The organism is Anaeromyxobacter oryzae (assembly GCF_023169945.1).
In the GTDB taxonomy this organism is placed as follows: Bacteria; Myxococcota; Myxococcia; order Myxococcales; family Anaeromyxobacteraceae; genus Anaeromyxobacter; species Anaeromyxobacter oryzae.
The window spans coordinates 3,025,231-3,048,039 of sequence record NZ_AP025591.1 but is presented as its reverse complement, the minus strand read 5'-3'; the positions used below and the strand labels follow the sequence as shown (position 1 = coordinate 3,048,039).

The 22,809-nt window shown below is 73.8% G+C and carries 16 protein-coding genes; 7 read left to right on the top strand and 9 right to left on the bottom strand.

The features are described 5' to 3' along the window. Positions 1-5: 5 nt before the first annotated feature. Positions 6-2,399, bottom strand: a complete 2,394-nt coding sequence (locus tag AMOR_RS13180; protein ID WP_248361778.1) for an ATP-dependent helicase — start codon at positions 2,397-2,399, stop codon at positions 6-8. Positions 2,400-2,450: 51 nt separating this feature from the next. Continuing rightward, positions 2,451-3,503, bottom strand: coding sequence for a hypothetical protein (locus AMOR_RS13175; RefSeq protein WP_248361776.1), 1,053 nt, complete (start codon positions 3,501-3,503; stop codon positions 2,451-2,453). 180 nt (positions 3,504-3,683) lie between these two features. On the opposite strand from AMOR_RS13175, the gene AMOR_RS13170 reads away from it, so the two are divergent. Next, positions 3,684-5,336: a ribonuclease J gene (locus AMOR_RS13170; RefSeq protein ID WP_248361774.1), complete on the top strand. Its 1,653-nt coding sequence runs from the start codon at positions 3,684-3,686 to the stop codon at positions 5,334-5,336. Between the two features lie 51 nt (positions 5,337-5,387). After that, complete coding sequence (locus AMOR_RS13165) at positions 5,388-5,876, top strand: YajQ family cyclic di-GMP-binding protein (protein ID WP_248361772.1); 489 nt, start codon at positions 5,388-5,390, stop codon at positions 5,874-5,876. Between the two features lie 9 nt (positions 5,877-5,885). On the opposite strand, the gene AMOR_RS13160 is transcribed toward AMOR_RS13165, so the two are convergent. After that, positions 5,886-7,190 carry an inner membrane CreD family protein gene (locus tag AMOR_RS13160; RefSeq protein WP_248361770.1) on the bottom strand — a complete coding sequence of 435 codons (1,305 nt, stop codon included), beginning with the start codon at positions 7,188-7,190 and terminating at the stop codon, positions 5,886-5,888. Positions 7,191-7,374: 184 nt separating this feature from the next. On the opposite strand from AMOR_RS13160, the gene rimO reads away from it, so the two are divergent. Next, positions 7,375-8,793 (top strand): 30S ribosomal protein S12 methylthiotransferase RimO, encoded by a 1,419-nt coding sequence (gene rimO / locus AMOR_RS13155; protein ID WP_248361768.1) that lies wholly within the window; start codon positions 7,375-7,377, stop codon positions 8,791-8,793. A 54-nt stretch (positions 8,794-8,847) separates the two neighbouring features. After that, positions 8,848-10,059, top strand: coding sequence for an MFS transporter (locus tag AMOR_RS13150; RefSeq protein ID WP_248361766.1), 1,212 nt, complete (start codon positions 8,848-8,850; stop codon positions 10,057-10,059). A 9-nt stretch (positions 10,060-10,068) separates the two neighbouring features. On the opposite strand, the gene AMOR_RS13145 is transcribed toward AMOR_RS13150, so the two are convergent. From AMOR_RS13145 to AMOR_RS13135, 3 genes are read right to left on the bottom strand one after another with little or no spacing between them, the layout of a single operon-like run. Further along, positions 10,069-10,944, bottom strand: coding sequence for a DUF1684 domain-containing protein (locus AMOR_RS13145; protein WP_248361764.1), 876 nt, complete (start codon positions 10,942-10,944; stop codon positions 10,069-10,071). Further along, positions 10,941-12,401 (bottom strand): helicase HerA-like domain-containing protein, encoded by a 1,461-nt coding sequence (locus tag AMOR_RS13140; RefSeq protein ID WP_248361762.1) that lies wholly within the window; start codon positions 12,399-12,401, stop codon positions 10,941-10,943. The genes AMOR_RS13145 and AMOR_RS13140 overlap by 4 nt, the downstream gene beginning before the upstream one ends. Before the next feature lie 57 nt (positions 12,402-12,458). Further along, entirely contained in the window at positions 12,459-13,100 is a 642-nt protein-coding gene (locus tag AMOR_RS13135; RefSeq protein ID WP_248361760.1) for a LolA family protein, read from the bottom strand. A gap of 109 nt (positions 13,101-13,209) precedes the next feature. Between AMOR_RS13135 and AMOR_RS13130 the strand changes: the two genes are divergently transcribed. Next, on the top strand, positions 13,210-13,545 hold the full coding sequence (locus AMOR_RS13130; protein WP_248361758.1) for a hypothetical protein: 336 nt from the start codon (positions 13,210-13,212) through the stop codon (positions 13,543-13,545). Here AMOR_RS13130 and amrS read toward each other — a convergent pair. Then, a complete protein-coding gene (amrS, locus tag AMOR_RS13125; protein WP_248361756.1) occupies positions 13,542-14,609 on the bottom strand; it encodes an AmmeMemoRadiSam system radical SAM enzyme in 1,068 nt (355 codons plus the stop codon). The genes AMOR_RS13130 and amrS overlap by 4 nt on opposite strands. A 168-nt stretch (positions 14,610-14,777) precedes the next feature. On the opposite strand from amrS, the gene metH reads away from it, so the two are divergent. Continuing rightward, the gene (metH, locus tag AMOR_RS13120) at positions 14,778-18,230 is read left to right on the top strand and encodes a methionine synthase (protein WP_263009843.1); all 3,453 of its coding nucleotides are present in this window, start codon (positions 14,778-14,780) and stop codon (positions 18,228-18,230) included. 94 nt (positions 18,231-18,324) lie between these two features. Then, on the top strand, positions 18,325-20,502 hold the full coding sequence (locus AMOR_RS13115) for a bifunctional alpha,alpha-trehalose-phosphate synthase (UDP-forming)/trehalose-phosphatase (RefSeq protein WP_248361754.1): 2,178 nt from the start codon (positions 18,325-18,327) through the stop codon (positions 20,500-20,502). A 6-nt stretch (positions 20,503-20,508) separates the two neighbouring features. Here AMOR_RS13115 and AMOR_RS13110 read toward each other — a convergent pair whose 3' ends face one another. Both AMOR_RS13110 and AMOR_RS13105 read right to left on the bottom strand, forming a co-directional pair. Further along, on the bottom strand, positions 20,509-21,285 hold the full coding sequence (locus tag AMOR_RS13110; protein WP_248361753.1) for a phosphatase PAP2 family protein: 777 nt from the start codon (positions 21,283-21,285) through the stop codon (positions 20,509-20,511). A gap of 103 nt (positions 21,286-21,388) precedes the next feature. Beyond that, positions 21,389-22,801 carry a M16 family metallopeptidase gene (locus tag AMOR_RS13105; protein ID WP_248361752.1) on the bottom strand — a complete coding sequence of 471 codons (1,413 nt, stop codon included), beginning with the start codon at positions 22,799-22,801 and terminating at the stop codon, positions 21,389-21,391. Between the last annotated feature and the right edge of the window lie 8 nt (positions 22,802-22,809).

Below are 22,809 nucleotides of genomic sequence, written 5' to 3'. Positions count from 1 at the left end.
CGCCGCTACTCGTCCGCGACGAGGAAGCGGCAGACGACCCGCCGGTCGCCGGAGTCGAAGCGCACCGTGGCCTTCGCCTCCATGCCGGCGCCCTCGCAGGAGAGGACGATCCCTTCCCCGAGCGAGGCGTGCCGGACGCGGGCGCCCCGCTGGAACGGCGCGCCGCCGCGGGACGGGCGCTGGTCGAGGTCGTACTCGACGGTCGGCTCGCCGGAGATCCGCTCGCCCCGGGCGGAGGGCCCGCCGCGCGGGCCCGGAGTCGAGGGGCGCGCCGGCCCGATGCCGTCGTCCCCGTCGAGCTCGATGTGCGGCTCGCCCTCGAGCGCGCCGGGGTGGCGGCGGACCACCGGCGGCCGCGCCAGCGGCGGCGCCGCGGCGCGCGCCTCGCGGGCCCGCACCTCGCGCGCGACCGCCTCGCCGAAGAGCTCGGGGGGGAGATCGCGGAGGAAGCGCGACGGCTCCATCTGCCGGTACGACGGCCCGCCCTCGCCGTACCCCATCCGCCGCCGCGCGAGCGAGAGCGTGAGGCGCGCCTTCGCGCGGGTCATCCCGACGTAGCAGAGGCGCCGCTCCTCGTCCAAGGCCTCGTCGCGCTCGACCGGCGTCTGGTCCGACCAGGGCCGCTCGTACGGGAGCGTCCCGTCCTCGAGGCCCGCGAGGAAGACCGCCTCGAACTCGAGCCCCTTCGCCGCATGGAGGGTCATGAGCGCGACGCGCCCCTCGGGCGTCTCGGCGTCCGCCTCGCCGAGCAGCGCGATCTGCTCGAGGAAGCGCGCGAGCGGCGGCGGCCGGACGTCGTCGGGATCCGTCGGGGGCGCCTCGCCGAGGAGCGCCTCGTCGAACTCGCGGGCGGCGGCGACGAGCTCGGCGAGGTTCTCGGCGCGCTCCACCGCCTCGTCGGAGTGGTCCTCCTCGAGGCGGGCGAGCAGGCCCGACCGCTTCAGCGCCTCCTGCACCGCGATGCCCGCGTCGAGGGCGGGCACGTCGGCGTGGAGCGAGGCCACGATGTCGTGGAACTCGCCGAGCGCGGCGCGCGCGGCGGGCTTGAGCTCGGCGACGGCATCGCGATCGGCGATCGCCTCGTAGAGCGGGATCCCCTTCGCCGTCGCGTGCGCGCGGAGCCGCTCGACGGTCTTCTCGCCGATCTTCCGCGCCGGGCGGTTCACCACCCGCTCGAGGTCGATGTCGCTCGCGGGGTTGAGCGCGAGGCGGAGGTAGGCGGCCGCGTCCTTCACCTCGGCCCGCTCGTAGAAGCTCGTCCCGCGGACGATGACGTACGGGATCCGCGCCGCGCGGAGCGCCGCCTCGAGGGGCCGGGACTGGGCGTTCGTCCGGTAGAGGACGGCGATCTCGTCCCCGGGCGTGCCCCGCCCGCGCTCGGCGGCGACGCCGCGGGCGATCCGCTCGGCCTCGGCGTGCTCGTCCTCGCCGACGAGGAGCGCGAGGGCGGCGCCCGCGTCGCGATCGGTCCACAGCCGCTTCTCCCGCCGCCGCTTCGCGCGGGAGATGACGGCGTGCGCCGCGTCGAGGATCGTCCGCGTCGAGCGGTAGTTCTGCTCGAGCTTCACGACGCGCGTGCCGGGGAAGTCCTGGTCGAAGCCGAGGATGTTCGACACGTCCGCGCCGCGCCAGCGGTAGATCGCCTGGTCGTCGTCGCCGACCACGCAGACGTTCCGGCGCGCCCCGGCGAGCGCCTTCATGAGCCGGTACTGGGCGGGGTTCGTGTCCTGGAACTCGTCCACGAGGACGTGCCGGAAGCGCCCCGCCCAGCGGGCCCGCAGCGCCGCGTCCTCCTCGAGGAGGCGCGTCGGCATGACGATGAGGTCGCCGAAGTCCGCCGCGCCGGCGCGGAGCAGGGCCGCCTGGTACCGCTCGTAGAGCTGACGGGCGAGCTGCCCCTCGACGTCGTACGAAGAGACCTCGACCTCCGCCGGCCGGAGCGCCGCGTTCTTCCAGCGGTCGATGCGGGAGAGCGCCTCGCGCGCAGTGAGCGGCGAGCCGTCCTCGACCCCCATCTCCGCGAAGAGCCGCTTCACCAGCCGCACCTGGTCGTCGGTGTCGTAGATCGCGAACGACGGCGGCAGCCCCGCGCGCGCGGCCTCGCGCCGGAGGAAGCGGGCGCCGAAGGCATGGAACGTCTGGACCCAGAGCTCCTGGGCGGCGAGCCCGAGCAGCGCCTCGAGGCGCTCCCGCATCTCGCCCGCGGCCTTGTTGGTGAAGGTGACCGCGAGGATCTGCCAGGGGATCACGCCCTCGTCGCGCACCAGCCGGGCGATCCGGTGGACGATGACGCGGGTCTTGCCGGAGCCGGCGCCGGCGAGGACGAGGAGCGGCCCGTCGCCGTGGAGGACGGCCTCGCGCTGGGCGTCGTTCAGGTCCTGGAGCAGGTCCTCGGACATCGGGCCCGGGAAGATAGTCGAATCGGGGCCGGGGTGCTCCCCCCGCCGTCGCTACCGGGCCGCGCTGACGGGCGAAGGCGCCGGCGCGGCCGGCTGCTTCGGGCGGCGGGGCGGCGGGGCGGAGCGCAGCCTCGGCGCGTCGTACCGGTAGTCGTACTCGCTCCGGTCGACGAGCTCGAGCGCCGGAGGGCCCTTCTCGCCGCCGCCGGCGCGGATCGACTTGGTCCAGACGAGCCGCCTCGGGAGGAGCGTCGCCGGGTCGGTCACGAGGAGGAGCTCGCTCTCGAGGGCGAGGTCCGCGAGCGGCTCGTCCGGGGGTGCATCGGGGGCGAGACGCGCCGCGATCTCCGCCCGCGCGCGCTCCAACGCGGCGGGCTCCGGCGTGGACCGGAGCGTCACCTCCACGCAGCGCGCCTCACGCTCCGCGGCGGCGCACGGCACGCGGCGGCGGACCTCGAACTCGACCGCGCTCGCGGCGCGCACGCCCGGCACGAGCGGCAGCTCCGCCTCCGTCTGCATCACGTACGGCGCCGCGAGCTCGAGATCGGCCCCGATCCAGAACCCCACCGCCAGGTTCCAGAGCTCCTCGGACTCCGCCCGCATGCCGGCGAGCCCGAGGGCGATCGCGCGCTCCCCCTGCTCCGGCGGGATCTTCGCGTCCGCGAGGAGCTGGGTGAGGACCGGGCGCATCGCCTCGACGTCGTCGAGGCCGACGAACTCACCGTCGAGCCCGACCCGCTGGAGCACCCGCTCCGAGGCGCGGATCGCGGCGTCGGCGACCGCGCGCGGGAACGGCAGATCGCCCTCCCAGCGCGTCCGGGAGGTGCGCACGGAGAGCCCCTCCGCCTCGCGCTCGACACGGGACGCGTACCGGGCGACGAAGACGGTCGGCCGCGCGCCGGTGCGCGAGCGGGTGCGCCGGTAGGTGACCTGCGCCTCCGCTGGCGCCGTCCACCCGAACCGGAGCCTCACCACCTCGGGACCGCGGGCCTCTGACGGCGGAGGGGCCTCGTCCGGCGCCGCGCCGGGCGCGCCGGCGCGCACCGGGGGCGCGGCGGCGAGGGCGACGGCGAGGGCGGCGATCCAGCGCAGGCGAGGCGGCACGAGGGGCTCCGGGCGGCGCGAGGCTACCACGGGTGTCACACCGGTCGAGCCCGGTCCTCACGAAGGGCAGGCGGACGCTCCGCGTCCGCCCGGGGCGCGGGCGCGGGGACCAGGGACCCCGCGCTCGCCCCCGGCAGATCCCGCGCTGCGCTGCGCACGCTCGCGCGGTACATTCGGGCCGTGCCGCCGCCGGTCCGCGTGATCCCCCTCGGAGGTCTCGGAGAGATCGGGATGAACTGCCTCGCGCTCGAGGCGGACGGCCGGATCGCGGTCGTGGACTGCGGGATCCTCTTCCCGAACGAGAACATCGGCGTCGACGTGATCGCCCCGGACCTCGCCTGGCTCCGCGAGCGGAAGGACCGGGTGGGCGCGATCTTCCTCACCCACGGTCACGAGGATCACGTCGGCGCGCTCGCGTTCCTGCTCCGCGACGTGCCGGTGCCGGTGTACGGGACGCGCTTCACCCTGGAGCTCCTGAAGCCGCGCCTCGCGGAGGCGGGCGTGTCGGCGGACCTCCGGCAGGTGACTCCCGGGGACGTCCGGCCCGCGGGGGAGGCCTCCCCCATCGAGGCCGAGTTCATCGCGGTCACCCACTCCATCCCCGACGCCTGCGGCCTCGCGCTCCGGACCCCGCAGGGCACGATCCTCCACACCGGCGACTTCAAGATCGACCCGGCGCCGGTCCGCGGGCCCGCGATGGATCTCGCCCGGATCGAGGCGCTCGGGCGCGCCGGGGTGCGGCTCCTCCTGTCGGACTCGACCAACGCCGAGCGCGAGGGCACCTCGCTCTCGGAGTCGCAGGTGGGGCCCGCGCTCGAAGCCGCGTTCGAGCCGGCCCGCGGCCGCATCTTCGTCGCCTGCTTCGCCTCGAACGTGCACCGGATCCAGCAGGTGGTCACCGCGGCGCGGGCCTTCGGCCGCCGGGTCGCGTTCCTCGGGCGGGCGATGGAGACGAACGTCCGCCTCGCCCAGGCGCTCGGGTACCTCGAGATGCCCGCCTGGATGCCGGTGGGGTTCCCGGAGGCGCGCGAGCTCCCGCCGCGGGAGCTGTGCGTCCTCACCACCGGCACGCAGGGCGAGCCGCGGAGCGCCCTCGCCCGGCTCGCGCGCGGGGAGCACCCGGACCTCGAGATCTCCCGGGGCGACTTCGTGATCCTGTCGTCCCGGTTCATCCCCGGGAACGAGGTCGCGGTCGGGCAGGTCGTGAACGACCTCTGCCGCCGCGGCGCCGAGGTCGCCTACGAGGGGCTCGCGCCGCTCCACGTCTCCGGCCACGCGCAGGCCGCCGAGCAGCGGCGGATCATCCAGCTCGCCCGGCCGAGCCACTTCGTGCCCATCCACGGCGAGTACCGGCACCTCGCGCGCCACGCCGCCCACGCGGCCGCCGAGGGCGTGCCGGCGAGGGACATCCTCGTGGACGGCCAGGTGCTCGAGCTCGACGACCTCGGCGCGCGCGTCCTCGAGGAGCGCGTGCCGGTGGGCCGGGTCTACACGGATCGCGACGCGCTCCTCGGCGCCGACATCGGCGCGCTCGTGGTCCGGGACCGTCGCCTCCTCGCCGACGCGGGGCTCTGCATCGCGGTGCTCGCGGTGGAGAAGGCGAGCGGCGCGATCGTTCGCGGCCCCGAGCTGTTCGCGAAGGGCGTGGCGGGGTTCGAGGGGGCGGAGGACGAGCTCCGGGGCGAGGCGCTGCGCGCCCTCGACGAGCTCTCGCCGCAGGCCCGGATGGACGTCCTCGAGGTGCAGGAGACGCTCCGCGTCGCCGTGCGGCGGTGGTTCCGGCGGGCCACCGGCAAGAAGCCGACGGTGCTGCCGGTGGTGCTGGAGCTCTAGGGGATCGCGGGCGCGCGGCCTCGCGCCCCATACACGGGAAGGACCTTGCGCATGCCGAGCTTCGACGTGGTTTCGGAACTGAACATGATGGAGGTCGAGAACGCCTTCAACCAGGCGCGGAAGGAGCTCGCCCAGCGCTTCGACTTCAAGGGGACGCAGACCGACCTCGAGCGCGACAAGGACCTGAACATCCTCCTGAAGGCGAACTCGGAGGGCCGCGCCGAGGCCGCGCTCGGCGTCCTCATGGAGAAGCTCGCGAAGCGCGGCGTGCCGCTCGAGGGGCTCGATCCCCAGAAGCTCGAGCCGGCCTCGGGCGGCCACGTCCGCCAGCTCGTGAAGCTCAGGAAGGGCCTCAAGCAGGAGGACGCGAAGAAGATCGTGGCCCTGATGAAGGAGTCGGGCCTGAAGGTCCAGGCGGCGATCCAGGGCGAGGCGGTGCGGATCACCGGGAAGAAGAAGGACGACCTCCAGGCCGCCATCCAGGCGATCCGCTCCGCGTCGCTCGGCGTCCCGCTCCAGTTCCAGAACTTCCGCGAGTAGCGGCGGCCCTCAGGGCGCCGGCGCCAGCGGCGGCGGCATCGGGGGCGGGGCCGGCGCGCGGTCGTCTCGACCGAGGACCTTCCCCCACTCGAGGCGGCCGGTGAGCTGCATGATCACGAAGAGGGTGAGGATCGCGCCCACCGTGATCGCGAGGCCGGTGAAGCCGCTCCAGAAGAAGCTCACCGAGAACAGGACCAGATAGAGGAGCTGGGCGACCCCGACCTCGCCGAGGGCGAGGCGCCAGCCGACGAAGAGGCGGGCGTAGGAGACGACCAGGGCGACGGAGACGACCGCCGCGAGGGCGAACGCGGGCGCGACCTCGGCGTGGTCGATCGTGTACGCGAACAGCAGGTGGAACGCGAAGAAGCCGCACGCGAGCAGGAAGTAGTTCACCGGGTGGATCGACCGGCGCCGCGCGGCGAGCAGGATCCCCACCACGAAGAAGAAGAAGAGGAGCGAGATCGGCGCGAAGAAGGTGATCTTCGCGGCGAGCGGCCCGGGGTTGAGGCGCCGGGGCAGCTCGATGCCGACCGGCGCCGTCCCGACGATCTGCCCGAAGCGCCACGTCCCCTCCCAGCCGCCCGGCGTGCGGCGGTGGGACGAGGGCGAGAGCGTGCCGGCAGGGAAGTCCACCTCGCGGAAGTCGGTCTCCACCGCGAGCGCGAAGTTCCGCGCTCGCCCGGACTCCGGCCCGAGCCCCTGGCCCGCCACGCCGTAGCCCCACCGCTCGGTGCCGCGCGTCCGGTACGCCACGGTGAAGGTCTCCGCCGCGCCCGCCTCGAGGCGGCGCGAGAACCGGGCGAAGCTGGCGTCGAACGCGACCTCGACGGGAGCGCCGTCCGCGCCGGTGACCGCGAACCCGTCGTAGATCACGCCCGCCGTGACCGGGAACGCGAGCTCCACCGCGCGGGCCTCGGCGGAGTCGTTCCGGAAGGTGTAGCGGCCGGTGAACTCGACGCCGTAGGTCGGGAACCAGAGGAGGCCCTTCCGCCGGTGCTCGAGCGCCAGCCTCACCCGGACGTCGGAGGCGTCGAGGGGGAGGCTCCGGGTCGTGGTGACGTCCTCCTCCTTCTCGACCTCGAAGTACCGCTTCGTCTTCTCGTCGAAGCGCTGCTCCCGCGTCCGGGCGCGGTGCTTCTCGACGCCCACCGCGCTCGGCGGCGCCTGCTCGAGCGGCGGCCCCCAGAGCGTGTGCACCTCCGACTTGAGGCCGCCCTCCGTGGCGCCGCTCCGGAAGGCGAGCGTCGAGCCGAGGATGACCCAGGCGGCGGAGCAGCAGAACCAGATGAACCCGATGGCGAGGAGTCGTCGCATGCGCGGCCCGGAGAGCAAGCGCCGGGCCGGCGGCCACGTTCTCGCGAAAACGGGCGCTTTCCGGGGGCGGTGGCGGAGCGGACACGCCGGGACGTGGCCGTGAGGACGCGCCCGCCGGGCCGTCCGGGGGAGGGGCGCCGCTGCGTTGCCCGCCCGCACCGGACCTGTTAGATCCGCGCGGCTCATGGCCCAGACCCGCGTCTACATGCACACCCTCGGCTGCCCGAAGAACCGGGTCGACAGCGAGGTGATGCTCGGCACGCTCGCCGAGGCGGGGTACCGGCTCGTCCAGGACCCGGCCAAGGCCGAGGTCATCGTCGTCAACACCTGCGGCTTCATCGAGAGCGCGAAGGAGGAGTCGGTCGAGGCCATCGTCGAGCTCGCCGACCAGAAGCGCGCCGGCTGCTGCAAGAAGCTCGTCGTGACCGGTTGCCTCGTGCAGCGTCACGCGGACGAGCTCGCGCGGGAGCTCCCCGAGGTGGACCACTTCCTCGGGACCGGCGCCTACCAGGACGTGGCCCGGATCGTCTCCGACGCGCAGGCGAAGCGGCTCGTCGTCCCGGACCCGGACTTCGTGCACTCCGCGGCGAGCCCGCGGGTGAACTCGCTCCCCTCGCATACCGCGTACCTCAAGATCTCCGAGGGCTGCGACAACGCCTGCGCCTTCTGCATCATCCCGAAGCTCCGCGGCCCGCAGCGCTCCCGGCCCATCGACGACGTCCTCGCCGAGGCCGCGGCGCTCGCCGCGCAGGGGACCGTCGAGCTCTCCCTCGTGGCGCAGGACCTCACCGCGTACGGCTACGACCTCCCCGGCAAGATCCGGCTCCATCACCTGCTGCCCGAGCTCGCGAAGGTGGACGGGATCCGCTGGATCCGGCTCCACTACGCGTACCCGCGCGACGTGCCGGACGCGCTCGTCGACGCCGTCGCCAGCGAGCCGAAGATCGTGAAGTACCTGGACATGCCGCTCCAGCACAGCTCGGACCGGCTCCTCCGCTCGATGAAGCGCGGCCGCGACTCGGTGTTCCTCCGCGAGCTGCTCGCGCGGCTCCGCGCGCGGATCCCGGGCATCGCGCTCCGGACCTCGCTCATCGTCGGCCTCCCCGGCGAGACCGAGGACGACTTCGAGAACCTGGTCCGGTTCGTCGAGGAGCAGCGCTTCGAGCGGCTCGGCGTCTTCGAGTTCTCGCCCGAGGAGGGCACCCCCGCCGCGGAGATGGCGGCGCAGGTGCCGGACGAGGTGAAGCGCGCCCGGTTCGAGCGGGTGATGGGGATCCAGCAGGGGATCTCCCGCGACCACCAGCAGGCGATGATCGGGCGGAAGCTCGAGGTGCTCGTCGAGGGCCGCGCGGAGGAGACGGAGCACCTCCTCGCCGGCCGCCACGCGCAGCAGGCGCCGGAGATCGACGGCATCACCTACGTGAATGACGGCGTGGCCTACCCCGGCGAGATCGTGACGCTCGAGGTGACCGACGCGTCCGAGTACGACCTCGTGGGGCGGGTGATCGCCCGCGATCCCGCCCGCGCCGCCGGAAAGCTGCCCGCGGCGCCGCGCCCGCCGCGGGCGGGCGGGAAGCGCGGCGGGCTGCCGGTCGTCGGCTGATCGCGCGGCGCCGGGGTCGGTGCGCGTCGCGCGGAGACGTGCTTACCTCTCCGCGTGCCCGCCCGTCTGCCGCCCGCGCTCCGCCACCGCGACTACCGGAACTACGCGACCGCCCAGCTCCTCTCGAACGCCGGCACGCAGATGCAGCAGGTCGCGGTGGTGTGGCAGCTCTACGTCTTCACGCGCTCGCCGCTCGCCCTCGGCATCCTCGGCTTCTTCCGCATCGCGCCCATCCTCCTGTTCGCGCTCGGGGGCGGCGTCGTCGCCGACGCGTTCGACCGCCGGCGGCTCATGATCTTCACCCAGTCGACGCTCGCGGTGGTCTCGGCGGTGCTCGCCGTCACGACCGCGCTCGGCGTCGGGTCCCCGCCGCTCCTCTACGCGCTCGCCGCGGTCGCCGGCACTGCCGTCGCCTTCGACGCCCCGGCGCGGCACTCCCTCGTCCCGGCGCTCGTGCCGCCGGAGGACCTCTCGAGCGCGATGTCGGTCGGCTTCACCGGGTGGCAGGTCGCCAGCGTCGCCGGGCCTGCGATCGCCGGTGTCCTCCTCGCGTGGAAGGGGCCGGTGCTGATCTTCACCGTCGACGCGATCTCGTTCCTCGCGGTGATCGCGGTGCTGCTCACGATGAGCCACCGCGGCGCGGCGCGGCCGGAGACGCAGGTCGGCCTCGAGGCGGTGAAGGAGGGCATCCGCTTCGTGCGGCGCCAGCCGGTCATCCGGACCACGATGCTGCTCGACTTCTTCGGGACCTTCTTCGGCGGGTCCCTGCTCCTCATGCCGATCTTCGCGAACGAGCTCCTGCACGTCGGCCCGCGAGGCCTCGGCGTCCTCTACGCGGCGCAGCCCGCGGGCGCCGCGCTCGCCGGCATCTTCCTCGCGACGCGGAGCCTCCCGCCCGCGCAGGGGAAGCTGATCCTCTGGGCCGTCGCGATCTACGGCGCGGCGGTGGCGGTCTTCGGCGCGTCGCGCAGCTTCCCGGTCTCGCTCCTCGCGCTCGCGATCTCGGGCGCGGCGGACACGGTGAGCACCGTCATCAGGCAGACGCTCCGCAACCTCCTCACCCCGGACGCGCTCCGCGGCCGGATGACGAGCCTCAACATGATGTTCTTCATGGGCGGCCCGCAGCTCGGCGAGGTCGAGGCCGGCGCGGTGGCGCGCGCGTTCGGCCCGCGGATCTCGGTCGCCTCGGGCGGGCTCCTCTGCGTCGCCGTCGCGGCGGTCACCGCCGCGATCTCGCCCGCGCTCCGACGGTACCGGCGCGGGTGACCGCGGCCCTCAGTGGCCCCCGTACTTCTTCTCGCCCGCCGGGATCCGGACCGCGAGGACGTTCTCCGGTCGCGGCAACGGGCACGTCGCGTACGGCGTGAAGGCGCAGGGCGGGTCGTACGCACGGTTGAAGTCGAGGACCACCTTCCCGTCCTTCGGGGCCGCGGCCACGAGGAAGCGGCCCGCGCCATAGGTCTCCTTCGGCGCGGTCCGGTCCCTGAACACGAAGAAGAGCTCGCCGTCCTCGAGCGTCGGCTCGAGCGCCACGGTCTGGCCGTCGACGGTGAAGCGGGCCCGGCCGGGCGCCTCGCCCGCCTGCGGCGGCCCGGCGACGCTCGGGATCTCCACCTTGCGGGGCGCGGGGTACGCCTCCCAGGTCGCCTCGATGCGCCAGCGCGGGTCCGGCGGGAACGCCTCGACGCCCTTGAACCCGGTCCGGACCGGGCTCTCCGCGTCCCAGACCCGGATCGCGAGCTTCCCGCCGCGGTCGATCACCGCGACGCGCTTCGCGCCCACGGTGAGCCGGTCCGGCCTCGGCGCCTGGTCCGTCGCGAGCGTCTTCTCGGTCACCGCCTGCCCATCCTCGCCGTAGCCGTCGGCCGGCGTGGCCCGGAGCGTCACCCTCCCGCCCTCGAGCACGAACGTCCCCGGGAGGCCCGGGATGACGTTCGGCCCGTCCGCGAGCCAGTGCAGGCCGGCGAGGGCGAGCCACCCGTCCGGCGCCCGGAGCCGCGCCTCTCGCGCGTCGTGCCAGGCCTTCCAGTCCGCGGCGAACGCCGGATCGACCGGCGGCGCCGACGCGCGGGAGCACGCGAGGGCGACCGCGACCACCCCGAGCGCGATCCGGCTCCCGGCGCTGCTCCCACGCGAGGTCTCCGCGCTCACCGCCGCCGCCCCCCGCCGCCGAAGATCCCGCCGAGGATCCCGCGCATGATCTCCCGGCCGAGCTGGGTCCCGGCGGCGCGCATCGCGCTCTGGGCCATCTTGCCGAGCATCTGCCCCGCCTGGTCCCCGACCGTCGGCGCCGGCCGGCCGCGCGGGAGCGGCGGCGGCGACCCCTCCTCGCGCGCGACGGCGCGCGCGGTGAGCCGCTCGTACGCGCTCTCGCGGTCCACCGGCGTGTCGTAGCGCCCGCGGAGCGGCGACGCGGCCATCACCTGCGCCCGCTCCTCAGGGGTGAGCGGCGCGAGGCGCGAGCGCGGCGGCACGACGAACGCCCGCTCCACCGGCCTCGGCGTGCCGGCGGCGTCGAGGAACGACACCAGCGCCTCGCCCACCGCGAGCTCGGTGATGGCGGTCCCGACGTCCAGACCCGGGTTCGCGCGGAACGTCTCGGCCGCCGCCCGGACCGCCTTCTGGTCGCGCGGCGTGAACGCGCGGAGCGCGTGCTGGACGCGGTTCCCGAGCTGGCCGAGCACGGCGTCCGGCACGTCGAGCGGGTTCTGCGTGACGAAGTAGACGCCCACGCCCTTGGACCGGATGAGGCGGACCACCTGCTCCACCTTCTGCCGGAGCTCGTCCGGCGCGTCGGTGAAGAGCAGGTGCGCCTCGTCGAAGAAGAAGACGAGCCGCGGCTTCTCCGGGTCGCCGACCTCGGGGAGCTGCTCGTACAGCTCGGAGAGGAGCCACAGGAGCAGGGTCGCGTAGAGCGCCGGCGAGCGGACGAGCTTGTCCGCCTGGAGCACCGTCACCTGCCCGCGCCCGGAGAGGTCCTGGCGGAGCAGGTCCTCGAGGGCGAGCGCGGGCTCGCCGAACAGCCGGTCGCCACCCTGCGCCTCGAGCGCGAGGAGCGCGCGCTGGATCGCGCCGACCGAGGTCGAGGACACGTTCCCGTACCGCGCCCGGAGCTGGGCCGCGTTGGTGGAGACGTGCTCGAGCATCGCCCGGAGGTCCTTCAGATCGAGGAGGAGGAGCCCGCTCTCGTCGGCGACGCGGAAAGCGATCTGGAGCACCCCCTCCTGCGTCTCGTTCAGGCCGAGGACACGCCCGAGGAGGAGCGGGCCCATCTCGGAGATGGTCGCGCGGAGCGGGTGGCCCGCCTCGCCGAAGACGTCGAGGAAGACGACGGGGCACGCCTGCGGATCGAGCGCGAGCCCGAGCGCCTTCGCGCGCTCCTGCACCTTCGCCGCATCGCCGCCCGGCCGGGCGAGGCCGGAGAGATCGCCCTTCACGTCCGCGAGGAAGACCGGGACGCCGAGCCGGCTGAACCCCTCGGCGAGGACGCGGAGCGTGACGGTCTTGCCGGTGCCGGTCGCGCCGGCGACGAGGCCGTGACGGTTCGCGAGCTGGGGGAGGAGCGAGAGGTCCTGCTTACCCTTCGCGACGAGGATGGGATCGGCCATGGGACACAGGATAACCGGGGCGGGGCGCCGTCCCCCGGTCACGAACGCGGCGCCGACCTACTTCGTCGGCGCCGTCACCCGCCGCGCGTCCTTCGGGATCTTCACGTCGAAGGCCGAGTCCGCGAGCCCCTGGTTCCGCTTCACGTCCTCGAACCTGATCTCGTTCACGTTCCCCGCCCCGTCCACGACGCGCGTCGCGAGGACGTCGCCGCCCTCGCCGACGGTGAGGGCGATGGAGTCGACCCGCGGGTCCGCGACCTTCGGCCGGAGGACGAGCGCGCCGGAGCCGTCCACCGACAGGTCGAACTCCTTCGCGAGGTCGCCCTTCCCGAGGAGGAACGTCACCGCCGCGCTCATCGCGGACGAATCGAAGTGGTCGTCCACGTAGACCTGGTTCTCCTCCGGCTCGAGCTGCACCAGGCGCGTGCCCTTCACCGCGATCGTCTTCTGGGTGGGGCTCGTGTAGTCCCAGCGCATCATCCCGGGCTTCTTCACCTGGAGCGTACCCTGCGACACCTGGCGGCGGCCGAAGCCCGCGTACGTGTACGTCTGCTTGAAGCGCGCCTGCAGGTCCTTCGTGCGCTCGTAGGTGGCCTGGACCTTCCGGGCGAGCGCCTGCGGGTCGGAGACGGCGGCCGTCGCGACGGGCGCATCGAACGGCGAGGCGGCGAGGAGGAGGAGGAGGGCGAGGCCTTTCATGGCGGTCCTTGATAACAGACGGTCCGGGCCCGCGGGGCATTCACGGCGAGCGGCGACGGTCCGCTCTCCTTGACGCGGGGGGGCTCCCGGGGGATCCTCCCCGCCTCCGATGCGCCCCGCCCTCGCCGTCCTCGTCGCCGCGCTCTCGCTCGCCGCCTGCAAGGGGCCCTGCCAGGAGCTCGGGAACCGCCTCTGCCGCTGCGTCGGATCGGGCACCACCCGCGACACCTGCGAGCGCCAGGTCCAGAACCAGATCAGCAGCGCCAACCCGGGGAAGGACGTCGAGGACATCTGCAGCGCGCGCCTCGACACCTGCATCGAGCCCCAGGGCGCGGACTTCTGCGCGTGGGTGCAGACCGAGTGCGGGAAGGCGTCCTGCGGCCTCTCGGTCGAGGACTTCAACAGCACCGACGTCTGCCCGAAGCCGGCGCCGGCGACGCCCTAGGCCCGCACCCCGAGGTACCGCCGGATCCCGGCGCTCGGGGACGCGGTCGCGCCGAAGCGGCCGGCGATCTCGGTCCCGCAGGCCGCGCAGGCCCCGCCCTTCATCCGGACCGCCCGCACCGCGTGCCAGTCGCGCTCGATGACGCGCGCCTCGCAGGTCGGGCAGAAGGTGGTCTGGCCGTCGGGGTCGTGCACGTTCCCGGTGTAGACGTACCGGAGGCCCTCCGCCCGGGCGATGGCGCGGGCGCGGGTGAGCGTCGCCGCCGGCGTCCGCGGCCGGTCCATCATCTTGAACGACGGGTGGAACGCGGTGAAGTGCAGGGGCACGTCCACGCCCATGTGGTCGCGGATCCACACCGAGAGCGCGCGCGTCTCCTCCGGCGCGTCGTTGAGGCCCGGGATCATGAGGTTCGTCACCTCGACCCAGACCTTCTTCTCCTTCGCGAGCCACTCGAGCGTGTCGAGCACCGGCGCGAGGTGCGAGAGCGTCCGCTTCGCGTAGAAGTCCTCGGTGAACGCCTTCAGGTCCACGTTGGCCGCATCCATGAGCGGGAAGATCTCCTCCCGCGCCGCGGGCGACACGTAGCCGGCGGTGACGAACACGGTCCAGAGCCCCGCCGCGCGGGCCGCCCGCGCGACGTCGATCGCCCACTCCGCCCAGATCACTGGGTCGTTGTAGGTGAAGGCGATCGCGGGGGCGCCCTGGGCCTGCGCGAACGCGACGACGTCCTCCGGCGTGAGGGTGTCCTCCGCGCGGAGCTCGTCGAGGCGCGCCTTCGAGATGTCCCAGTTCTGGCAGAAGCGGCAGCCGAGGTTGCAGCCCGCGGTCCCGAACGAGAGGACTGTCGTCCCCGGGTGGAAGTGCGCGAGCGGCTTCTTCTCGATCGGGTCGACGGCGAACCCGGTCGAGGTGCCGTACGCGAGGGAGACGAGCTTCCCGGCCCGGTTCTGCCTCACGTAGCAGAACCCGGCCTGGCCCTCGTGCAGCACGCAGTCCCTGGGACAGAGCGTGCACCGGACGCGGCCGTCCGCGATGGGCTCCCAGTAGCGCGCCTCGTGGATCACGCTGAGATTGTAGCGCCGGGCGCGGGGAGCGCAGCGGACGGCCAGGCGGGGCCCCTCCCGCCGGTGCGGCCGCCGGCGCATGCTCGATCGCCGCCCCGCGCGGTGTTATTCAAGGGACCCCGGCGGGCGCCCCCTCGCGCGCGCCGGCCACTCCAGGACGGAACCGACGTGACCTTCCGCGAAGCCCTGCAGCGCCGCCCTCTCGTGTTCGACGGCGCGATGGGCACCCAGATCCAGCGGCACCAGCTCAAGGCGGCCGAGTTCGGCGGGAAGGAGGGCGCGAACGACCTCCTCACGCTCACCCGCCCCGACCTCATCGAGGACATCCACGGCCGCTACTTCCGCGTGGGCTGCGACGTCGTCGAGACCAACACCTTCGGGTCATCGCGGCTCAAGCTCGACGAGTACGGCGTCGGTCACCGGACCTACGAGGTGAACTTCCGCGCAGCGATCCTCGCGCGCCGCGCGGCCGAGCGCTTCTCGACGCCGGAGCACCCCCGCTTCGTGGCAGGCTCCATCGGCCCGACCGGCATGCTCCCGTCGTCGTCGGATCCCGCGCTCGGGAACATCACCGCCGACGCGCTCGAGCGGATCTTCTTCGAGCAGGCGCGCGGCCTCGTCGAGGGCGGCGTCGACGCGATCATCGTCGAGACGCAGCAGGACATGCTCGAGCTCCGCGCCGCCGTCCTCGCCGTGGACGCGGTGCGGCGCGACCTGGTCCGGGACGTCTTCCTCATCGCCCAGCCGACGCTCATAGACGCGAACGGCCGGATGCTCCTCGGCACCGACGTCGGGAGCGCGCTCGCGACCCTCGAGCGGCTCCCGGTGGACGCCATCGGCCTCAACTGCTCCACCGGCCCCGCCGAGATGCGGGGCGCCGTGAAGTACCTCGGCGAGAAGTGCTCGCACTACGTCTCGGTCCTCCCGAACGCCGGCATGCCCGAGAACGTCGACGGGCACGCGGTCTACAAGCTCTCGCCGGACGACCTCGCCGACGCCCTGGCGTCGTTCGTCGCGGAGTACGGCGTGGACATCGTCGGCGGCTGCTGCGGGACGACCCCGGAGCACATGCGGAAGGTGGTCGAGCGCGTGCACGCGATCAGCGCGCCGCGCCGCGTCCGCCCCGCGCCCGCCGCCGAGCTCTCCTCCGCGATGAAGGCGGTCCCGCTCGCGATGGAGCCGCGCCCGCTCGTCGTCGGCGAGCGCCTCAACGCGCAGGGCTCGAAGAAGGTGAAGGAGCTGCTCCTCGCCGACGACTACCCGGGGCTCCTGCAGATCGCCCGTGGCCAGGTCGAGGCGGGCGCGCACGTGCTCGACGTCTGCGTGGCGCTGAACGAGCGCGACGACGAGGGCGCGCAGATGCGGACCCTCGCGAAGCTGCTCTCCCAGGCGGTCGACGCGCCGCTCATGATCGACTCGACCGAGGCGGACGTGGTCGAGGGCGCCCTCAAGGTCTACCCGGGCCGCTGCATCGTGAACTCGGTGAACCTCGAGAAGTCCGGCGAGCGCGTGAAGAGGATCCTTCCCCTCGTGCGCCGCTACGGCGCGGCGGTGGTCGCGATGACCATCGACGAGAAGGGGATGGCGCAGACCGCCGACCGGAAGGCCGAGATCGCCCGGCGGATCGTGGCCGTCGCCCGCGAGTACGGGCTCCCGAACGACAGCCTGGTGTTCGACGCGCTCACCTTCACGCTCGCCACCGGCGGGGAGGAGTACCGCAAGAGCGCGATCGAGACGATCGAGGGCATCCGGCGGATCAAGGCGGAGAACCCGGGCGTCCTCACCACCCTCGGCGTGTCGAACGTCTCCTTCGGCCTCGCGAAGAGCGCGCGCGAGGTCGTGAACTCGGTGTTCCTCTACCACGCGGTGAAGGCGGGGCTGGACCTCGCCATCGTGAACCCGAAGGACATCCGCCCGTACCCGGCGATCCCCGAGGACGAGCGGGTGCTCGCCGAGGACCTCGTCTTCGACCGCCGCCCCGACGCGCTCGCGCGGCTCATCGAGCACTTCGGCGCGAAGGGCGCGCCGGAGAAGGCGGCGGTGGACCCGCTCGCCGCGGCGGGCGCGAAGAGCGCCGAGGAGCGCATCCACCTCCAGATCCTCCACCGCAGGCCGGAGGGGATCGAGGCGCTCATCGACGACGCGCTCACCCGCCGCCCGGCGGTCGCGGTGCTGAACGAGGTGCTCCTCCCGGCGATGAAGGACGTCGGCGACCGATTCGGCGCGGGCGAGCTCATCCTCCCGTTCGTGCTCCAGTCCGCCGAGGTGATGAAGAAGGCCGTCGCCCACCTCGAGCAGTTCCTCGAGAAGAAGGAGGGCGCGACGAAGGGCAACGTGGTCCTCGCCACCGTGTACGGCGACGTGCACGACATCGGCAAGAACCTCGTGAAGACCATCCTCTCGAACAACGGCTTCACCGTGCATGACCTCGGGAAGCAGGTCCCGGTGGCGACGATCCTCGAGAAGGCGGTCCAGGTGAACGCGGACGCGATCGGCCTCTCCGCGCTCCTCGTCTCCACCTCGAAGCAGATGCCGTTCTGCGTCGAGGAGCTGCACCGCCGGAACCTCACCTTCCCGCTGATCATCGGCGGCGCCGCGATCAACCGGCGCTTCGGCTACAAGACCCACTTCGCCCAGGACGGCGCCCCGTACGCGGGCGGCGTCTTCTACGCGAAGGACGCGTTCGAGGGGCTCGAGATCGTCGAGGGCCTCGTCGATCCCGCGCGCCGGGACGCGGTGAAGCACGAAGTCCTGCAGAAGGCGATCGCGAACCGCGACCGGCCCGCCGACGCGGTGCTGGCCCCGGCGCCGACCCGCAGGTCCGGGTCGGTGCCGCCGGCCGCGCGCATCCCCTCCCCGCCGTTCTGGGGCGCGCGCGTCGTGCCGGCCGGCCAGATCGCGCTCGCCGACGTGTGGCCGCACCTCGACCTCGCCGAGCTCTTCAAGCTGCAGTGGGGCGTGAAGGCGAAGGGCGCCGAGTACGAGAAGCTCATCCGCGAGGAGTTCGGGCCGAAGCTCGAGGAGCTGAAGGCGGAGGCCCAGGCGAACGGCTGGCTCGTGCCGAAGGTGGTCTACGGGTACTTCCCGTGCCACGCGGACGGGAACGACCTCGTCGTCCTCGACCCGGCGCACCGGAAGGACGAGCTCGCGCGCCTCAAGCTCCCGCGCCAGCCCGACGACCGGAACCTCTGCCGCGCCGATTTCTTCCGTGAGGAGCGCGGCGCCGACGTGTGCGCCTTCCAGGTCGTCACCGTCGGTGACGCCGCCTCGAGGCTCGCGGAGGAGGCGCAGGAGAAGGGCGACTACACCCGCGGCCTCTTCCTCCACGGCCTCGCCGTCGAGACCGCCGAGGCCCTCGCGGAGTACTGGCACCGCCACGTCCGGACGGAGCTGGGCCTCCCCGACGGTCAGGGGAAGCGCTACTCCCCCGGCTATCCGTCCTGGCCCGAGCTCTCCGACCAGCGGCAGGTCTGGAAGCTCCTCGAGCCGGACCGGACCATCGGCGTGTCGCTCACCGAGGCGAACCAGATGGTCCCGGAGCAGTCCACGTCGGCGATCGTCCTGCACCACCCCGACGCGATCTACTTCCTGGTGCGCGGGCTCTCGCTCGCGGCGGGGTGACTCCTCCCGGGCCTGCCCCCGCCCGCCCGCACGGCGCCCCGCGGCCCGGTGTGTAGCTTTTCCGTCGTGGGCCCTCCGGACCCGCGAGGGATCCATGGCGCGCCTCCTCATCGCCTCGAACCGCCTGCCGGTCACGGTCCACGCCGCCGACGGCGCGCTCTCCGTCGAGCGGAGCTCCGGCGGGCTCGCGACCGGCATGAAGGGGCCGCACGAGCGGCTCGGGGGGTTGTGGATCGGCTGGCCCGGCGACCTCGACGGCCTGGACGCCCGGCAGCGGGCCGAGGTGGACCGGCAGCTCGACGCGCTCCGTCTCTCGCCGGTCCAGCTCTCCAGGGACGAGATCGCCCGCTACTACGAGGGCTACTCGAACGCGGTGCTCTGGCCGCTGTTCCACTACGAGACCGCGCGTCTCCCCCCCGAGGTAAAGGACTTCGACGCGTACCAGGCGGTGAACGAGAGGTTCGCCGACGCGATCGCGGCGCGGCACGAGCCGGGCGACCTGGTCTGGATCCACGACTACCAGCTGATGCTCGTCCCGCAGCTCCTCCGCGATCGGATCCCGGACGCGCGGATCGGCTTCTTCCTCCACATCCCCTTCCCCTCGTCCGAGATCTTCCGGATCCTCCCCGACCGCGAGCGGATCCTGGAGGGGCTCCTCGGCGCGGACCTGCTCGGCTTCCACACCGCCACGTTCGTCCGCCACTTCGCGTCCTCCGCCCTCCGGCTCCTCGGGCTCCCCACCGACGTCGACCGGATCCGGCTCGGCGCGCGGGAGGTGATCCTCGGCGTCTTCCCGATGGGCGTCGACGCCGCGCAGCTCGGCGCGGTGGCCGCGAGCGAGAAGGTGCAGCGGCTGGCCGACGAGACCCGGGCCGGCGCCGAGCGCCTCCTCGTCGCCATCGACCGGCTCGACTACACGAAGGGGATCCCCCGGCGCCTGCTCGCGTTCGACGCGCTCCTCCGGGCCCACCCGGAGCTGCGGGGCACGATCCGGCTCGTGCAGGTCGCGGTCCCGTCCCGCGAGAACGTCGAGGCCTACGCCGAGTACCGCGCGGAGGTGGACGCGCTGGTGGGCCGGATCCACGGAGAGTACGCGACGCCGCGCTGGTCGCCGATCCACTACCTGCACCGCAGCCTCTCGCAGGACGAGATCGTCGCGCTGTACCGCGCCGCGGACGCGGTGCTCGTGACGCCGCTGCGCGACGGGATGAACCTCGTCGCGAAGGAGTTCGTGGCGTCGAGGTCGGACGGCGACGGCGTCCTCGTCCTCTCGGAGTTCGCCGGCGCCGCGGCGGAGCTCGCCGAGGCGGTGCTCGTGAACCCCTTCGACGTCGAGCGCACCGCGGCCGCGCTCCACCGCGCCCTCGACATGCCGGAGGAGGAGCGCCGCACGCGGATGGCCGCGCTCCGCGAGCGCGTGCTCGGCTACGACGTGCACGCCTGGGCGCGGGCGTTCGTCTCGCGCCTCGAGCGGACGCGCCCGAGCGTCCCCGCCGACCTGGCGCCGTCCCCGGCGGCCGCGCTCCGCGCCGCCATCGACCGCGCCGCATCCGCGCCGCGCCTCGCCCTGCTCCTCGACTACGACGGCACGCTGGTCCCGTTCGCGACGACGCCGGAGCTCGCCGCGCCGGACGCGGAGCTGCTCTCGCTCCTCCGCCGGCTCGCGGCGCGACCGCGCACGGAGGTGCACCTCGTCTCCGGGCGCCCGCGCCGGACCATGGAGCGCTGGTTCGGCCCGCTCGACGTGGGGCTCCACGCGGAGCACGGGGTCTGGAGCCGCTTCCCGGGCGCCGCCTGGGAGGGCGCGCCGCTCCCGGACATGCCATGGCGGGACAGCGTCCGCGCGATCCTCCGCGAGTTCGCCGAGCGGACCCCGGGGTCGCTCGTCGAGGAGAAGACCGCCGGGTTCGCCTGGCACTACCGGGGCGCCGACCCGGAGTACGGCGCGGCCCAGGCGAAGGACCTCTCGCTCCACCTCTCGACGGTGCTCTCCAACGTCCCGGTCGAGCTCCTGCCCGGCGACAAGGTGGTGGAGATCCGCGTGCACGGGATCCACAAGGGCCGGATCGCGACGGAGGTCGCGCGCCGCTCGCCGGAGGGGACGCTCCTCCTCGCGATGGGCGACGACCGCACCGACGAGGACCTCTTCGCCGGGCTCCCGGGCGGGAGCGTCGCGATCCACGTCGGCCCCGCGCCCAGCCGGGCGCCGCTCCGGATCCCCGACGTGCGCGCGGCGCGGCGGCTGCTCGCCGCCCTCGCCGACGCGCGCTGAGGCGCGTCACGGGAAGTGGAGCGCGAGGCCCCCCGGCGCCGGGACGAGCTCGACGCCGCCGCCACGGTTCGCCCGGTGGAAGACCCAGGGCACGGCGAAGCCCACGCCCCCGCCCGCGACCGCCCCGACGGCGACGTCGGTGAGCCAGTGTGCGTCGCCCGCGACGCGCAGGTAGCCGACCCCGGTCGCGAGGACCATGCCGGCCGCCCAGATCCATGGCGCGCTCCGGTACCCGCGCATGGTGGCGACGGTCGCGGTGGCGGTCGCGAGCGAGAACGCGAGGGAGGTGTGGCCGGAGTAGAAGCTCTTGTTCCGCGAGCCCGGCATCGAGAGGTCCCCCGCCGCCGGGCGGCGGCGCGCGAAGGTGTCCTTCGCGAGGCCGTTGAAGGTGGTCGCGATCGTGACCGCCTCCGCCACGACGATCCCGTCCTCCATGAAGGTCCGCGGCGAGCCTCCTTCCCCGTACGCGGCGAGCGCGAGCGCGGAGGCGGCGCCGAGCGGCATGATCCCCGACACGAGCACGTCCGAGGCGTGGCGCGCGATCGCCGGATCCTTCCAGCGGAGCGCGGAGCGCGCGTCCTGGTCGAAGTCATCGGCGACGCAGAGCCGGCACTTCGACGGCGCGAGCTGGGGGAGGGCGAGCCCCAGGGCGGACGCCCCGGTCAAGGCGAGCACCGGGAGGTCGATCTTGAGATCGACCTTCAGCGGGTGAGGTTGTGCCTGGGCAACCGAGGCAGCGAGTAGGAGGGCGCCCGCAACGAGCGGGCGAGCGAGGCGTCGCACGCGGTGAACGTTTGCTCACTGCGGCGAAATGGCAACCTGCGCGATCGTGTCCCCCGCAGGGCGAGCGCCCGTGCCGGGGCGCGTCCCTCCCGGCGGGCGGCCGTCACGTCCGCGGCGGCGCCGCGACGACGACGTCACCGAAGGGCTTCACCTGCCCCTCGATCTCCTTGCGGTCGCCGACCACCACCACCGTCATCCGGGAGCCGTCGAGCCACGTCCGGGCCATCGCCTGGACGTCGGCGGGCGTGACCGCCTTCACGGTCGGGACGTACTGCTCGAGCCAGGTCTCCGGGAGGCCGTGCAGGTCGACGAACCGGAGCCGCTCGATGAGCCCCTCCCGGCGCGAGACCTCCAGCACGTACTGGCCCGCGAGGTACGCCTGCACCGCCTGGAGCTCCTTCGCGGTCGGGGGCTCCGCGCGGAGCCTGTCGATCTCGCCGAAGATCTCCTTCAGCGACGCGCCGGTGACGGCCGTCGTCACGTCCGCGACCTGCACCCAGTACCCGGGCGCGCCGGCCCGCACCGACACGAGGCTCCGGGGCGAGTAGGTGTAGCCCTTCGCCTCGCGGAGGTTCGCGGTCATCCGCGACGAGAAGTAGCCGCCGAGGAGCGTGTTCGTGACGACGAGCTTCAGGTAGTCGGGGCTCCGCGGATCGAGCACGGGGAGGCCCACGTACAGCGTCGACTGGACCGCGCCCGGGCGCTCGACGAGGTTCACCTCGCGCTTCGAGGCCGGCCGCGCCGCGACCGGCTGCCGAGGCGCCCCGCGCGCCCAGCCGGCGAACGCCTCCCGGATGGCGGCCTCGGTCCGCGCCGCGTCGAAGCGGCCCGCGACGTACAGGTGCGCGCGCCCCGCGCCGAAGCTCGCCGCGTGGAACTTCACGACGTCGGCGCGCGCGTAGCCCTTCACCTGCTCCGGCGTCGGCAGCAGCCGGCCATACGCGTGGCCGGGGTACGTGAGCGCGAGGAACCGCTCCTGCGCGAGCGTCTGCGGGATGGTGCGGGCGATGGTGATCTCCCGGATCCGGTCGGTACGGACGCGCTCGAGCTCCTTCTCCGGGAAGGCGGGGTTCCGGGCGACGTCGGCGACGAGCGCGACGAGGTCCGGCGCGAACTCGGAGAGCACGGTGCCGCCGACGGTGGTCTCGTCCGCCGTCACCGCGGTCTCCACCGAGCCGCCCCACCGCGCGGCGAGCGCGGCGAGCTCGGGCGCGGAGCGCGTCTTCGTACCCTCGACGAGCATGTCGGCGACGAGCTTCGCGAGCCCGGTCTCGGTGGCCGCCTCGTCGCCCGTGCCGATCCGGACGGCGAGCTGCACGGTCACCTTCGGCATCTGCCCGACCGTGACGAGCGTCACCTGCAGGCCGTTGTCGAGCGTGAAGCGCCGGAGCGCCGGGAGCCGGAAGGCCGGGGTCGGGCCGGGCGGCGGCGGGCTCTCGCGCGGGGCCTCGGCGGCGGGGTTCCCGGGCTCGGCGGAGAGCAGGATCGCGACGGCGGCGGCGACGAGCGCGTGCATGGTGGTCT